15 protein-coding genes are annotated in these 14,190 nt (G+C 65.2%); 5 read left to right on the top strand and 10 right to left on the bottom strand.

Annotation, left to right across the window (positions count from 1 at the left end; all coding sequences use genetic code 11):
- The first annotated feature begins 181 nt into the window (after nucleotides 1-181).
- Nucleotides 182-547 (top strand): hypothetical protein, encoded by a 366-nt coding sequence (locus HZ321_RS21335; RefSeq protein WP_181704436.1) that lies wholly within the window; start codon nucleotides 182-184, stop codon nucleotides 545-547.
- An 86-nt stretch (nucleotides 548-633) separates the two neighbouring features.
- Entirely contained in the window at nucleotides 634-861 is a 228-nt protein-coding gene (locus HZ321_RS21330; protein WP_181704435.1) for a cold-shock protein, read from the top strand.
- Nucleotides 862-918: 57 nt separating this feature from the next.
- On the opposite strand, the gene HZ321_RS21325 is transcribed toward HZ321_RS21330, so the two are convergent.
- From HZ321_RS21325 to HZ321_RS21305, 5 genes are all read right to left on the bottom strand, one after another.
- Nucleotides 919-1,431, bottom strand: a complete 513-nt coding sequence (locus tag HZ321_RS21325; RefSeq protein ID WP_181704434.1) for a DUF1499 domain-containing protein — start codon at nucleotides 1,429-1,431, stop codon at nucleotides 919-921.
- A 205-nt stretch (nucleotides 1,432-1,636) separates the two neighbouring features.
- Nucleotides 1,637-2,083 (bottom strand): hypothetical protein, encoded by a 447-nt coding sequence (locus HZ321_RS21320; protein WP_181704433.1) that lies wholly within the window; start codon nucleotides 2,081-2,083, stop codon nucleotides 1,637-1,639.
- Between the two features lie 536 nt (nucleotides 2,084-2,619).
- Complete coding sequence (locus HZ321_RS21315) at nucleotides 2,620-3,822, bottom strand: pyridoxal phosphate-dependent aminotransferase (RefSeq protein ID WP_181704432.1); 1,203 nt, start codon at nucleotides 3,820-3,822, stop codon at nucleotides 2,620-2,622.
- 114 nt (nucleotides 3,823-3,936) lie between these two features.
- A complete protein-coding gene (locus HZ321_RS21310; protein WP_181704431.1) occupies nucleotides 3,937-5,103 on the bottom strand; it encodes an MFS transporter in 1,167 nt (388 codons plus the stop codon).
- Between the two features lie 24 nt (nucleotides 5,104-5,127).
- Nucleotides 5,128-5,922, bottom strand: coding sequence for a DeoR/GlpR family DNA-binding transcription regulator (locus HZ321_RS21305; protein ID WP_181704430.1), 795 nt, complete (start codon nucleotides 5,920-5,922; stop codon nucleotides 5,128-5,130).
- 152 nt (nucleotides 5,923-6,074) lie between these two features.
- Here HZ321_RS21305 and msrP point away from each other — a divergent pair, with 152 nt between their 5' ends.
- A complete protein-coding gene (gene msrP, locus HZ321_RS21300) occupies nucleotides 6,075-7,037 on the top strand; it encodes a protein-methionine-sulfoxide reductase catalytic subunit MsrP (RefSeq protein ID WP_181704429.1) in 963 nt (320 codons plus the stop codon).
- A gap of 430 nt (nucleotides 7,038-7,467) precedes the next feature.
- On the opposite strand, the gene HZ321_RS21295 is transcribed toward msrP, so the two are convergent.
- From HZ321_RS21295 to HZ321_RS21285, 3 genes are all read right to left on the bottom strand, one after another.
- Entirely contained in the window at nucleotides 7,468-8,358 is an 891-nt protein-coding gene (locus tag HZ321_RS21295; protein WP_181704428.1) for a LysR family transcriptional regulator, read from the bottom strand.
- A gap of 132 nt (nucleotides 8,359-8,490) precedes the next feature.
- On the bottom strand, nucleotides 8,491-9,453 hold the full coding sequence (trxB, locus tag HZ321_RS21290; RefSeq protein WP_181704427.1) for a thioredoxin-disulfide reductase: 963 nt from the start codon (nucleotides 9,451-9,453) through the stop codon (nucleotides 8,491-8,493).
- Nucleotides 9,454-9,609: 156 nt separating this feature from the next.
- A complete protein-coding gene (locus HZ321_RS21285; RefSeq protein ID WP_181704426.1) occupies nucleotides 9,610-10,812 on the bottom strand; it encodes a glycosyltransferase family 9 protein in 1,203 nt (400 codons plus the stop codon).
- Between the two features lie 89 nt (nucleotides 10,813-10,901).
- Here HZ321_RS21285 and HZ321_RS21280 point away from each other — a divergent pair, with 89 nt between their 5' ends.
- The gene (locus tag HZ321_RS21280; RefSeq protein ID WP_181704425.1) at nucleotides 10,902-11,369 is read left to right on the top strand and encodes a winged helix-turn-helix transcriptional regulator; all 468 of its coding nucleotides are present in this window, start codon (nucleotides 10,902-10,904) and stop codon (nucleotides 11,367-11,369) included.
- Between the two features lie 40 nt (nucleotides 11,370-11,409).
- Nucleotides 11,410-12,069, top strand: coding sequence for an FkbM family methyltransferase (locus tag HZ321_RS21275; RefSeq protein ID WP_181704424.1), 660 nt, complete (start codon nucleotides 11,410-11,412; stop codon nucleotides 12,067-12,069).
- Here HZ321_RS21275 and HZ321_RS21270 read toward each other — a convergent pair.
- Both HZ321_RS21270 and HZ321_RS21265 read right to left on the bottom strand, forming a co-directional pair.
- A complete protein-coding gene (locus HZ321_RS21270; protein WP_181704423.1) occupies nucleotides 12,050-13,108 on the bottom strand; it encodes a glycosyltransferase family 4 protein in 1,059 nt (352 codons plus the stop codon). The two genes, HZ321_RS21275 and HZ321_RS21270, sit on opposite strands and share 20 nt — an antisense overlap.
- A complete protein-coding gene (locus HZ321_RS21265; protein WP_280514519.1) occupies nucleotides 13,105-14,190 on the bottom strand; it encodes a glycosyltransferase in 1,086 nt (361 codons plus the stop codon). Before HZ321_RS21265 ends, HZ321_RS21270 begins: the two co-directional genes overlap by 4 nt.

The following is a 14,190-nucleotide window of genomic DNA, read 5'->3' as shown; positions in this document are numbered from 1 at the left end:
ACGCCCCGCGCATCGGGGCAGCCTTGCATCCCATGCTCCGGCGGCACTCCGCGCGGAAACGAAGAGGTGCGACCGGACAACGGTCGGCAGCGGGTGCGGGGCGTTCCGAAAGCTTCAACCGTCCCGAGCAGGTCCAGGCGATACCGCTTGCGGGATCGGTGGCCGGGACGGCGCGATCCGGATGCCGGACTTCGCCGAACTTCACACTGGGAACCGGATACGTGAAGCGGCGGTGCGTCCGGACGCGCCCGCGGAGGCGCCAAACCTCCCATCGATCCAAGTCGTGCCGCGATCGCGCCGTCAGGCGCCACTGTCATTTCACACGATAAAAGACAGTCAGAAAGATGCATCAACGGCGGTCGGCGAAATCATGCAAATACGAAATATCGTCTGTTTCGACTTGAAGCTGCACTGGGAAATTCTTCGTCGAAAGGCTGAAGAGGACTTTTCAACGTTGTTAAAAATAGCCATTATTGGCGGTGTTCCAACAAGTCGGGAACACGGCCGGATGGGGGTGCGGCCGTCGTGCAATTTCCGCTTTCAATGAGAGCGGTGAAGGGCGCCGTGGAGTGCGATGCCCGGATATCAATAAAGCGCGGGTGGGGGCTCGCGCGTGGATGGGGTGGCTTATCGATGCAGGACGTGGTGCGTCAGACCGGTGTGGTCAAGTTCTTCAACGAAGCGAAGGGGTACGGGTTCATCGTACCGGATCTCGGCGGAAACGATGTTTTCGTCCACGTGAGCGCGGTGCAGCGATCGGGATTGGCGGGCCTGGAGAACGGCAAGCGCGTCTCCTACGCCACCGAGCCGGACAAGCGCGGCAAGGGTCCGAAGGCCGTGGATCTGAAGGTGATCGACTGACGGCCAGGCCGCCGCGGCTCCGGCGGCGGCGGCCGGCCAGGTCCGTCCTCCGGGCGATCAGCCTGCGTCGGGCAGCGCGCGGCGGAGGGCTTCGACGAGGCTTCTCAGCCGCGCCGCGTTGGCGCCGAGGTCGGCGTGGCCGATCTGGCTGCGCGAGTAGGCGGCGAAGGTGGCCGTGCCGGGCGACGGCGACACGACCTCCACCGAGAGGGTGTCGGGAAACCGGAACACGGCGGTGCGCATCACGGCCCGCAGCCGGCCCCTGGCCGGGTCGTCCTCGACGAGGCGGTTGGCGGGGTCGGCGGTCACGGCGGTGCGGATCGCGGCGAAGAGCACGGCCGGCTCCACCGCGAAGACCGGCACGGAGAGGGTCGGGTCGGCGCCGAGGCAGGCGCCGAGCGGGCAGGCCAGAGCGTCGTTGAGCTTGCCGGTGCGGGTGAGCTTGCCGAAGTCGTAGGGGCCGAGATCCGGCGGCCCGAAGGCCCGCTCCCACACCGTTTCGCGGCCGATCGCCAGCACGCCGCCGACGGCGACGAGGGCGAGCGCGGCGAGAACGGCGGCGAGCAGCATCGGGACTCTCAGCGCCGGAGGAATCGACAGCCGCGGCATGGGCGTCCGGCCGTTGGAGGGGAGAGGCGGCCGGGTCGGCACCGGCGCCGCCGACGGTGGGCGGGTCGATGTCCGCGGCCGGACGGCGGGTCGCCGGGAGATAGAGCGATCGCCGTCCGGGCGCAAGTCCCCGCAATGAGGCAGGCGTTTCCGGGGTCTGACGGGATCAGCGGGCGCGGCGCGGTTGGGCTGGTGCCGGTCGGCGGATCCGGGTGGGCGATCCGGCGGCGGCGCGTGCCAGCGCCCGGCCCGCTCCGATGCCGGCGGCAAGCATGGCGGCGACGAAGCCGATGCTGACGGCGGGGGCGAGGCTGCGATCCTCGGCCGTCGCCGTCGCCGGCTCTGCGGCCAGGAAGGTCGCCGAGCGGGGCGCCGACGGCGCGGCGGGGGCGTCCGCCATCACGGCGATCGGGGCGATCTCGCCGGCCTTGGCGGTGGAGGCGGACGACAGGGCGGCGACGATCACGCTGATCGTCAGGGCGAGGGTCGCGGCGACCGCGATCACGATCGAAGCGCCGGCGCCGACGGCCACGTCGTCGACCGCCATCACATCCGGGACGCTGGTTGCGACGGCGCGGTTCTCGTGGTCGCTGAAGACACCCGGTGTGGTCATGATCATCCCCTCGTTCGCAGGTCGATTCGTTCGGTTCGACGGGGGTGATTTGGCCTGCCGATTCCGGCTTGCGAAGGCCGAGATCATGGTGGCGGTCCGGATAGTTTCAGGCGATTTGGAGGCGGATTCACCGCGGTGAATCAAGCCTTAACGGACTGTCCGCCAGCGGACGGGCAGGATCGGCTCCGCCGAAGCCAACGCTTGCGGCGGGTGCTGTCGCAGAAAAGATGTTCCCCCGCTCCGGACGAGATGCATTCTCGGCACGGGCAGACGATGGGCGACGGCAGCGGTTGGGGTGGCGAAGGGAAAGAGCGGCGGTGCGCTCGACGGAGTGGACCAGCCGATGTCAGGAGCGGGTATCAAGCGGCAGAGGGGCGGACCAGGGGGCCGTGCCGGTGCGGTGGGCTGAGGGCAGGGAAATGCCGGGACCGGCCGAGGCGCATCGGCGGACGGAGGGACCGGTGGCGACGCGGAAAAGGCCGAGGTCCCGGGAGACGCTCGGCCTTGCGATTAGGTCCAAAGTGGAGGCGACGGCCTCAGGTCAGCGAGCCGCAGAAGCGCTGGATGCGGACGCAGGCTTCCTCCAGGTCGGAGGTGGCCGTGGCGTAGGAGATGCGGAAATTCGGGCCGAGGCCGAAGGCGGAGCCCTGGACGACCGCCACGCCTTCCGCCTCGAGCAGCTCGGTGACGAAGTCCTCGTCGGTGCCGATCACCTTGCCGGAGGGCGCCGTGCGGCCGATCGTGCCGGAGCAGGAGGGGTAGACGTAGAAGGCGCCTTCCGGCGTCGGGCAGGTGAGGCCGCGGGCCTGGTTCAGCATGGAGACGACCAGATCGCGGCGCTCCTTGAAGACCACGTTGTTGCGGGCGATGAAGTCCTGCGGGCCGTTCAGCGCCTCGACCGCCGCCCACTGGGCGATGGTGTTCGGGTTGGACGTGGACTGGCTCTGGATCATGGCCATGGCCTTGATCAGGTGCGCAGGACCGCCGGCGTAGCCGATGCGCCAGCCGGTCATGCAGTAGGCCTTGGAGACGCCGTTGGCCGTCAGTGTGCGCTCGTAGAGAGCGGGCTCCACCTGGGCCGGGGTGGTGAAGACGAAGTCGTCGTAGACGAGGTGCTCGTACATGTCGTCCGTCATCACCCAGACGTGGGGGTGCTTCAGGAGGACGTCGGCGATCGCGCGGACTTCGGCGCGGGTGTAGGCCGCGCCGGAGGGGTTGGACGGCGAGTTGAAGATGAACCACTTGGTCTTCGGCGTGATGGCCGCGTCGAGCGCTTCGGCGGTCACCTTGAAGCCGGTTTCCAGGGAGGCTTCCACGAAGCGGGGCTCGCCGCCGGCCAGGAGCACCATGTCGGGGTAGCTGACCCAGTAGGGCGTCGGGATCAGCACCTCGTCGCCCGGGTTCATGGTGGCCATCAGGGCGTTGTAGAGCACCTGCTTGCCGCCGGTGCCGACGGTGATCTGGTTCTGCGTGTAGGTGAGGCCGTTCTCGCGATTGAACTTGTCGATGATGGCGGCCTTCAGTTCCGGAATGCCATCGACGGCGGTGTACTTGGTCTTGCCTTCGCGGATGGCGCGGATCGCGGCTTCCTTGATGTTGTCGGGCGTGTCGAAGTCGGGCTCGCCGGCGCCGAGGCCGATCACGTCGCGGCCGGCGGCCTTCAATTCGCGGGCCTTGTTGGTGACGGCGATGGTCGCCGACGGCTTCACGCGGGACAACGATTGGGCAAGGAAACTCATCGGGGGTCGGGCTCCGGACGCCTCTTCTATGGGCAGGCGCTAGCGGGCGGGACCGTATTGCGGTGCACTGCGGTCTGCAAGCGGAATTCGGCGGAAAACCCCCATCCGTTGGGTCTATCCGACGGTTCCGTCGGGATCGGGCGCAAGATCCGCGGGGCGGGCGGCCACGGCGGCGACGGCGACCACGAGGCAGCCGAGCGAGAGGAGCACGAAACCGGCGCCGAGGGAGAAGGCTTCGGCCACGAAGCCGATCACGGGCGGGCCGGCGAGGAAGCCGAAGTAGCCGCAGGTGGCGGCGGCTGCAACGCCCGCGGCGGAGCTCTGGCCCGGGAGACGGCCGGCGGCGCCGAACAGCACGGGCGCCATGTTGGCGAGGGCGAGCCCGGTCGCGCCGAAGGCGGCCACCACCACCAGCGGCGACCCGGAGGCGACGCCGAGGGCGAGGAAGAGCGCCGCCGCCAGGGCGCTCCAGCGGACGAGCCGGACGGCGCTGACGCGGCGGCGGATGGCATCGCCGGCGAAGCGGCCGATCGCCATGCCGCCGGCAAAGGCCGCGTAGCCTGTGGCGGCGAAGCTCGGCGAGGAAAGCAGGTCGTCGCGCAGGTAGACGGCGGCCCAGTCGAGCATGGCGCCTTCGGCCAGGAAGACGAGGGCGGTGAGGCCGCCGATCGCAAGGACCACGCGGTTGGGCCAGACGAAGGAGCCTTCCGCGGGGCCCTTGTCGGCGTCGGCGGGGAGGAGGTTCGTCAGCGCGACGAGGAGGATGACGGCAGCCGCCGCGATGACGATGAGGAGATGCGAGAGAGGCGTGACCAGGGCCAGCAATCCGGCGGCGGCGGAGGCGGCGACGAAGCCGCCGACCGACCACATACCGTGCAGCGAGGAGAGGATCGGCCGGGCGTAGCGGCGCTCGACCTCCACACCGTGGGCGTTCATCGCGACGTCGCAGACGCCGTTGGCGGCGCCGAAAGCGAAAAGGAGCGGGCAGAGGATGGCGAAGGAAGGCACGACGGCGACGAAGGGCAGCAGCACCATCTGCAAAAGGATCGCGGTGCGGGTCACGACCGAGCTGCCGAAGCGCCCGGACAGGATGCCGGAAAAGGGCATCGCGGTCACCGCGCCGATCGCCAGGACGAGGAGGGCGAGGCCGAGATCGGCGGGCGAAAGGCCGAGGCGCTCCTTCACCAGCGGGACCTGCGGAGCCCAGCTCCCGAGCAGGCCTCCATTGACGAAGAAGACGGCGGCGATCGCCCAGCGGGCGCGGTGGATCGAGACGGACATGGGAAGGACCTTGCGGACGCGATTTCAGGTGGGGGCGACGACGACATGCAGGGCGGCGGCCCGGTACGGGGCCAGGCGATCGGCGGAAACACGGTCGTCCGTGACGAGGATGTCGATGGCCCCGGTGGGGGCGATGGCGTGGGGCGAGAGGGTGTCGAGCTTCTCGGCGGTGGCGAGAGCCACGACCTTGTCGCTCGCCTCGAGCATGGCGCGCTTCACGCGGGCCTCCTCGTGCCCGGTGGCCATCAAACCGGCCTCCGCGTCGAGACTGCAGAGGCCGATGAGGCAGAGGTCGGCCCGGATCGCGCGTACCGCGTCGAGGGCCGCGGAGCCGACCACTGTCCGGCTCGGCTTGTCGAGGATGCCGCCGATCAGGATCACGGTGATCCGCGGATGGTCGGCAAGGGCGAGCGCGACTGGAGGGCTTGTGGTGACGACCTCGGCGGCGAGGTCGGGCGGGAGGGCCTCGGCGGCGGCAAGAACCGTCGTGCCGCCGTCGAGGAAGACCACCGAGCCGGGCCGGACCAGCGCGGCTGCTGCCCGGCCGATCGCCCGCTTGGCATCGAGATCGGTCGCCAGGCGATCGGAGAAGGGTTGCGGCAAGGCGGCGGCGGGCAGCACGGCCCCGTGCACGCGGCGGATACGCCCGGCGGCCGCCAATGTGCGAAGATCGCGGCGGATGCTGTCGTCGGAAGTGCGGAACCGGTCCGCAAGGGAGGCGACCGCCAGGCGGCCTTTTTCGCCGAGCAGCGTAACAATCTGTTCCTGGCGCTCGTATGGGGAGAGAGAGTTGGGAAACGGAGAAGGATCGGTCTGCATCAGTGCGTTCTAATCGTGCATGTTCGTGCAGTCAATCGTGCGAATTCACGCGACATCGTGCGAATGACAGGAACGTGTGTTGAAGGCTGGCGGCCATTTCCTACCCTTCTGGCTAGATCCGCCGCGCCATGCGGCCAAGAGGAGGTTTCACGATGCTGATCCGCTCGCGACCAAGCTGGGCCCTGCCTGAACGGCTCACCACGCCAGAGGACGTCTACATGAACCGGCGACAGATCCTCGCCGGCATGGGCTTGGGTGCTGGCCTGCTGGTTTCCGGCGGAACCGTGCAGGCTCGTGCAGAGGGCGACCCGACAGCGGATCTCTATCCGGCCAAGCGCAACGAGGCGTTCAAGCTGGATCGGGCGCTCACCCCGGAAGACGTGAACGCACAGTACAACAACTTCTACGAGTTCGGCGGGCACAAGGAGATCTACAAGGCGGCCGAGAGCATGCTGAAAACGCGGCCGTGGACGGTGACCTTCGACGGCATGGTGGAGGAGGAGAAAACCGTCGACTTCGACACCCTGATCCGCGCCATGGCCATCGAAGAGCGGCTCTATCGGCACCGCTGCGTGGAGGCGTGGTCGATGACGGTGCCGTGGACCGGGTTCCCGCTGAAGGCGTTGCTGGACTATGCCCGGCCGCTGTCGTCGGCGACCTATGTGCGGTTCGAGACCTTCATGGACCCGGACATGGCGCCGGGGCAGCAGCAGTTCTTCTATCCATGGCCCTATGTGGAAGGGCTGACGATGGCGGAGGCGGCGAACGACCTTTCCTTCGTGGTCACCGGCGCCTACGGCAAGCCTCTGCGCAGCCAGTTCGGTGCGCCGATCCGGCTCGCGACGCCCTGGAAGTACGGCTTCAAGTCCATCAAGTCGATCGTCAAGGTGACCTTCACCGACGAGCGCCCGAAGTCGTTCTGGGAGCAGTTGCAGGCGCAGGAATACGGCTTCTGGGCGAACGTGAACCCGGAAGTGCCGCACCCCCGGTGGAGCCAGGCGACCGAGCAGGTGCTCGGCACCCGCGATCGCGTTCCGACGCTGCTGTTCAACGGCTACGCGGAGCAGGTCGCCGGGCTCTACAAGGGCCTGGAGGACGAGGCGCTCTACATGTGAAGCCACGCTTCATCGCCGCCGACCGAGCAAAAAAAGAGCCGGGCACTAGGCCCGGCTTCTTGAAGTTTCGGTTGCGCACCGCAGGGACGCTGCGCACCTTCCAGAGGGGAACAGCTGAATATTCAACACCGCCGGGAGGAGTAGCGGTGGAACGAAGTCATCAGCTGTTTGCTATATGCGGGTCTCGCAGATGCAAAACAAGCGGGCACTGTGCATGCCAGCTATGCAGTCTTGAGGAGCCATTGCTTGGGCTGTAGGCAGGTACCGCAAGGTCCTGCCTTCCGCCGCAGCAAACCAGGAAAAATGCGTGATTCTGCTTGGGCTTGCGGTCAAGCCTCGCGTCCAGGCCTCAGCAGGGCCCCGAAGCAATGGTGCAGCGCCGCATGAAACGGTTCACGCGGATGTGTCCGAATGGGGCTTGCGGCGACGGTCAGAAGGCCCAGCGCTGGGCTTTGGAGACCAGGAAGTCGCGGAAGGCGTGCACCCTCGCCGAGTTCCGGAGTTCATCCGGATAGACGAAATAGGTGTCGAAGGAGGGCAGATCGACCTCGGGGATCAACTGGACGAGGCCGCTGTCGGTCTCGATCAGATAGTCCGGCAAGAGGGCGATCCCGATCCCGCGCTGAACCGCCCGCTTGATCGCGACGATGTTGTTCACGCGAAGCACGGGTATGCGAGGATTGTCATAGGGACGTCCCGCGCTCTCCAGCCAGTTCATGTCGCGCAGGTAGGCAGGGGCCGCGGCCCCGAAGGTGACGATGCGGTGGCTCTCCAGGTCCTCGATGGTGCGCGGGCTGCCGAAGCGCTTCACGTAGACCGGCGAGGCGTAGAGATGGAAGTGCACGGTGAAGAGCTTGCGCTGGATCAGGTCGGGCTGGGTGGGCTGGCGCAGGCGGATGGCGACGTCGGCCTGCCGCATGGCGAGGTCGAGCTCCACGTCGTCGAGGATCAGCTGCAGCTGGACTTCGGGGTAGAGGTCGATGAACTCGTGCAGGCGAGAGGTGAGCCAGGTGGAGCCGAGGCCCACGGTGGTGGTGACGCGGAGCGACCCGGACGGCCGCTCGCGGCTGTCGGTGAGCCTGCTTTGGACGTCCTCCAGCTTCATCAGCACATCGTGGGCGGTGCGATAGAGCAGCTCGCCCTGCTCGGTCAGGATCAGGCCACGCGCATGCCGGTGGAAGAGAGGCACGCCCAGGTCCGATTCCAGCGCGCTGACCTGTCGGCTGACGGCCGACTGGCTCATGGACAGCTGGTCGCCCGCATGCGTGAAGCTGCCGGCCCTTGCAGCGGCGTGAAAAATCCTCAGCTTGTCCCAGTCCATCTCCGGCCCCCCTCCGGCGGTCCAGGGTCAAACGCCGCGGGCCCGCCTGCTGCGTCCGGAGAGGCGGGTCCCTTGCCTCTTCCCCTCCGGTCGCCATCCGTTTACGGCGCGTCGTCCTATGCCCTCTGCCCTCTATTCCGCCGCCTGGCGGAAGGCGGACGCGGACAGGTAGCGCTCCGCCTCCAGGGCCGCCATGCAGCCCATGCCGGCCGCGGTGACCGCCTGACGGAACGTCTCGTCCGTCACGTCGCCGGCGGCGAAGATGCCCTCGACGGAGGTCGCGGTGGAGCCCGGCTCCGTCCAGATGTAGCCGGACGGCTTGATCCTGACCTGATCCTTGAACACGGACACGGCGGGAGCGTGGCCGATCGCGACGAAGATGCCGTCGACCCCGACGTCGACGGTTTCCCCGGTGACGATGTTCTTCAGCCGCGCGCCCGTCACGGACGGCGGGAAGCCCTCGGTGCCGAGCACCTCGTCGAGCACCGTGTTCCAGACCACCTCGATCTTGGGGTGGTCGAACAAGCGCTGCTGCAGGATGCGCTCCGCACGGAAATGATCGCGGCGATGAACGACCGTAACCTTGGCGGCGTGGTGGGTGAGGTAGAGCGCCTCCTCCACGGCGGTGTTGCCGCCGCCGATCACCAGGACATGCTTGCCGCGGTAGAAGAAGCCGTCGCAGGTGGCGCAGGCGGAAACGCCGAAGCCCTGGAACTTCGCCTCCGACGGCAGCCCCAGCCAGCGCGCCTGCGCGCCGGTGGCGATGATGACGCTGTCGGCGGAATAGGTGTCGCCGCTGTCGCCGACCATCTGGAAGGGCCGGCGGGAGAAGTCCGCACTGACGATCGTATCGCCGATCATCCGGGTGCCCATGTGCTCGGCCTGCAGGCGCATCTGCTCCATCAGCCAGGGGCCCTGGATGACGTCGGCAAAGCCCGGGTAGTTCTCCACGTCGGTGGTGATGGTGAGCTGGCCGCCCTGCTGGATGCCCGACACCAGGATCGGTTCGAGCATGGCCCGCGCCGCATAGATCGCAGCCGTGTAGCCGGCCGGCCCGGATCCGACGATCAGGGTCTTGGAATGATGATGCGCCATGGGCTTGGTTGCGCCTTCCTGTACCGTTGTGAGCAATCGGCGCTCGACATATCCGATGAGGCCGAGATCGACCGGCCTCGTCGACCCAAATGCTGCCGCTCAAAGAGTAGTTTGGCCGGTTTACGCTTTCAAGGGACAGCTGCGAGACAGCCTGCGCTATCCCGACCTGTTTCGTTCCGCGCGCGCACCGCAATCATCGGCCGCGAGCGACATCAGAAGGGAGAAGACGGCGGCCGGAATGCGGCTCGGTGGAAGGGCAATCAGACAGTGGCTGACTTTAGAACCGGCACATCCATCGAGGTTGCAAGGCCGACACGAGTACTCGTTATTGACGACAAGCCGATGGGGTACCCCCCACGGTTTCCAGTAGCCCTCGTCGGTTGGGCCGAAGACGGCCACTGTCGGTCGACCGACCGCAGCTGCGAGATGCATCGCAAGGGAATCGACACTGACAACAACCGAGCTTCTCAGCATCAAAGCCGCCGTTGTTTTGATGTCGGCGATCAAGATCGGGATGCGAGACCCGGCGTCGGCGGCAATCCGGTCGAGAAGATCCCTGTCATCCGGGCCGCCGAGCAAGGCGACCTGCTGGCCCGCCGCCGTGATCTCGTCGATCGCCTCTGTCCAAGTCGCTATCGGCAAGCCCTTGAAGCTCCAGCGGGTCGCAGGCTGGATCAAGACCAACGGGCGGTCGTCGGCGATCAAGTTCGCCTGGGCACTCGCCCGCGCTGCTGCCAGGACTGCGTCCGCGTCCGGGACGATGCGCAGGGGCGGGGCGAAACTGCCGCTATAAAGGCCGGCAATACGTACGAGGTCGACATCGAGTTCCGCCATGTGACGAGGGTTGCGCGAGGGAACCCTGGCTATTTTTTTGAAGGACGAGTGCCACAATCGACCGCGCCGGGAATTACGGCGTGCGACGCTCATATCGGCGGAGATCAGCCGCGAGAGGATCGCTCCCCGCCAGTCGTCGGAGAACTGGGCGACAAAATCGTAGCGCCGTGCCTTCAGGCGGGAGACCAGGCTCAAGTCGGACAGAAAGCGGGCGACCCCGCGTTTGCCTTTCGAAGTTGTTTCTACCCGAGCCACTCGGGGATGCATCTCAAAGATCTGTTGGCTAGCGGAAAAGCAAACGACGTCGATTTCCCAACCCTGCGGCATCGCGTCGATCGCCGCGGTCGCGATGACGCTGTCGCCCAGATGTTTGAACTTAATAAAAAGTGCACGTTTCGGTGGCGCATCACCGGTCCGCCCGGCTTGAACCTGGACAGTTTGTTCCACGGTCATGTAAGTCAGACTTTCGCGTATCTCGAATAGATCATAGCCGTCGGAGGCAGCTAGGCCCGACGGTGTGCCCATCAGAAACTGAGCACAATCCGCATCCCCGCCTTTTAACGGGGAGGCTGCGCGAGTACAACACGCGCACAGACACGAGGGAGCAACGAGCTGTGAAGCCGCAACTGGATTCCATCGACCGGCGAATCCTCAAAGAGCTCCAGGCGGACGGACGCATGACCAACGTGGAACTAGCGCGTCGCGTCGGTATCTCCGCGCCCCCATGTCTGCGGCGTGTGAGAGCGTTGGAAGAGGCCGGCCTGATTATCGGATACCGTGCGTTGCTCGACGAGAAGCTACTCGGTTACGATGTGACCATGTTCGCCATGGTGGGGCTGTCCAACCAATCGGAGAGCGATCTTCTGGCATTCGAGCAGCGCGTCAAGTCCTGGCCCATCGTTCGGGAATGCTGGATGCTTTCGGGCGACGTCGATTTTCTACTGAAATGCGTCGCGGCCGATCTCAAGACATTCCAAGCCTTCGTAATCGAGGATCTAACGGCCGCACCCAATGTCGACAGCGTCCGAACGTCGCTGACGCTCAGGCAGGTCAAGAACGAAGCTGTCGTGCCACTGGCATGAGGACGAATGCCACGAGTCTCACCATAGCGAGGTTACCGTTTTGAAGAAGCCTTTTTGGTGGCGCTGGGTGCGGTGGCACTCGTCCAAGAAGTACAAGGCGTCTCCCGCCAAACACGCTGAATGGGCGCTGGAATCCGTCGCGCGGACATTGACCGGGTCGGACATCGCGATCGATTGTGGCGCCAACGTCGGTGAGTACACTGCTTTGATGGCCGGCCGGGGAGCAAAGGTTTTCGCGTTCGAACCGGACCCGACAGCTTTGAAACTCCTGAACGAGCGAGTTGGCTCGCTCCCCAATGTTGAAGTCAAAGAGCAAGCGGTCGGGGTGGGGAACAAGAAGGTGATGCTCTACCGGGCCATGAAGTCGGACGATGATCCAATCGTTTTGACCCAATCGTCTTCAGTTCTGCCGTTCAAATCCAACATCGACCAGTCAAACTTCGTCGAGATAGACCAGATCGATTTCGCCGACTTCGTCGAGAAGCTGGATCGTCCGGTCAAACTAATGAAGGTAGACATCGAGGGAGCCGAGTTCGAACTCTTGGAAGCCCTGATCGACCGTGGCCTGATTGGGCGCATCGAACATATCTTCGTAGAGACCCACGACCATAAGATCCCGGAACTCAAATCGGCGGCAGCGAGGGTCCGGGAGAAACTCGCGGCAGCGCGACTGACAAACGTCAATCTCGACTGGCGTTAAGCAGCGCCTCGACCTTCTCGACGTATCGGGCCGGCGCGTATTCTGATTCCGCGGCGCGCCTTGCCTCCGTCGCGATTTCCGTGATCCGGTCCGGGTTTGCCAAAATCCCATAAAGGACTTGGCTTACCCGATCGCGGTTTCCTACGTCCATGAGGAACCCGTCAACTCCATCACGGATATACCCAGCGCTGCCGCAACCGCGCGAGATGACAGGGACGCAGCCATACGCCATGGCCTCTAGCGGAGAGGTCCCGAGCGGTTCGCGAAACGAGGGCAGGATGCATAGATGGTGGCTGGCGTAGAGGCCGCCCATCTGTTCGAACGGCACGTCGCGCAGAATTGTAACACGCCCGGAAAGTGGGCCGCTCGCAGCCAAGCGCTCAAGCTGCTCCAAGTGCTCTGCAGAGCCTCCGCCGACATCTACGCTCGTCGACCCTACCAGCGATACCGTGAACGGCAGGTTTGCCAGTCCGGTCAGTACTTCCAGGAGGAGGAGTTGGTTCTTGCGGGCTTGGGTCAACTTTCCGACGCAGAGGATCCGGATCGTACCGTCTGCAGGGCGAACCGGCTCCAACAGTGGATACATCTCGACCGGGAATGGGATGTAAGTGGCAAACCGGTCCGATTGGCCGCGGCTTTCCAATCCCTTTACGGGCGTGACTCTCCGGATCGGTCGACCGCGTAGCCAGTCCATCGCGATCTTCCGCGTGGAGCGGCTGCTGGATACAGGCCGCTGGTCGTAGGCAAATGCGGGAATACGATGCAGTCGGGCGAAAAGCGAAGCCCAGAAGGAGATGTTCGGAACTGCGCGGATGAAGAGCAGGTCTGGATCGCATTCGGCCAACAATCTCCAGACAGCCCGCACAGACGGCGCCGCTCCGACGATCAAGGGCTCGAGGATCGAGTGGTCCTCCGTGCCAGCCTGGTCGCGGCAGATCAGCGTGACGTTGTGGCCTGCTTCCTTGAGTGCCTTCGTCGCGAAAAACAGGTTCGTGTGGAAGCGCGGCACTACAAACACAATCGACAGCGGGCGAGTCATCGGGCGTCGCGTTGCATGGCAAGAGTGATCATCGAAGCAATAAACGACTTCTCGGAGAAGCGGTCGAGGACACCGGTGGGGATTACTGGAGGCGAGGCGAGCACCGCAGTCACGTTCCGCGCCAGAGCAGCGGCATCGCCGCAGGGGGAGAGCCACCGTGCGAGATCGCCCGTCAGGAGTTCGCGTGGCCCTGAGGGACAGTCGGTACTGACGACGGGAGTGCCGACCGCGAGCGCTTCCGCCAACACATTCGGCATCCCTTCCCGGTCGGATGAAAGGACTACCGCTTTGGCCCTGCGGAACCAGACGAAGGGATTGTCCTGTAGAGGGAGGACCAGCGATCGGTCCTGTTGCGCGTACTCAAGAACAATTCGCGTAACCGCGGCGGGATTGTCAGTAAGGAGGACGACCCGGACTTCCGGATCGACACGCCTCATCGCATCGAGCAGAACGTCGATTCTCTTTTGTGGGGCGAAGCGCGCGGCGTGAAGAACAAACGGTTGCTCAGGAATCCGGCTGTCCATCATCTTGGACAAGGCCTGTATTTCTTCGATCGGAATGGGATTATAAATCGTGACAGCTTTGTTTGGTGCCAGTCCAAAGAAATCGATCAGGTCTCTTCTGACACTTTCAGATACTGCGATGCACCGGTTCTCACCGTACATTCTGATGTAGCGTTTCAGCCGGCGCTCCCGCTTGTGCTTAGACGACCCAATAGAAGCTATTTCCGCGCTCAAAGTATTGGCGACACGTAGCCAGAGGTTGGGCGCGCTGGCGCGGAGCGCAACCTCGTCCGCCAACGGAAGCGTAGATATTGTAAGGTCGATCGGTTCGACAGAAGACAGCGCCTTAAGCTTGCGGGCCAGCCGAATGCCAGCCACGATCTTTCCGGTCGTCCCGCGCGGTCCTCGAGTCGCCAAGGAATGAACCGCGATATCTGCGGGTACAGGAAGCTCGATCCGGTTCTCCAGAAGGACCAGCGAAACGCTGTGCCCGGCCCTTTGAAGGCACGCGGCGTACCTCAGCATCGACCGTTCCGCGCCTCCGACCCTCAGATTCGGAGCAACAAGGACCACATGCAT

The sequence above is a fragment of the Chthonobacter albigriseus genome (assembly GCF_013839445.1).
Taxonomy (GTDB): Bacteria; Pseudomonadota; Alphaproteobacteria; order Rhizobiales; family Pleomorphomonadaceae; genus Chthonobacter; species Chthonobacter albigriseus.
The sequence above is the reverse complement of the archived record's forward strand: the minus strand, read 5'-3'. Positions and strand labels throughout refer to the sequence as shown.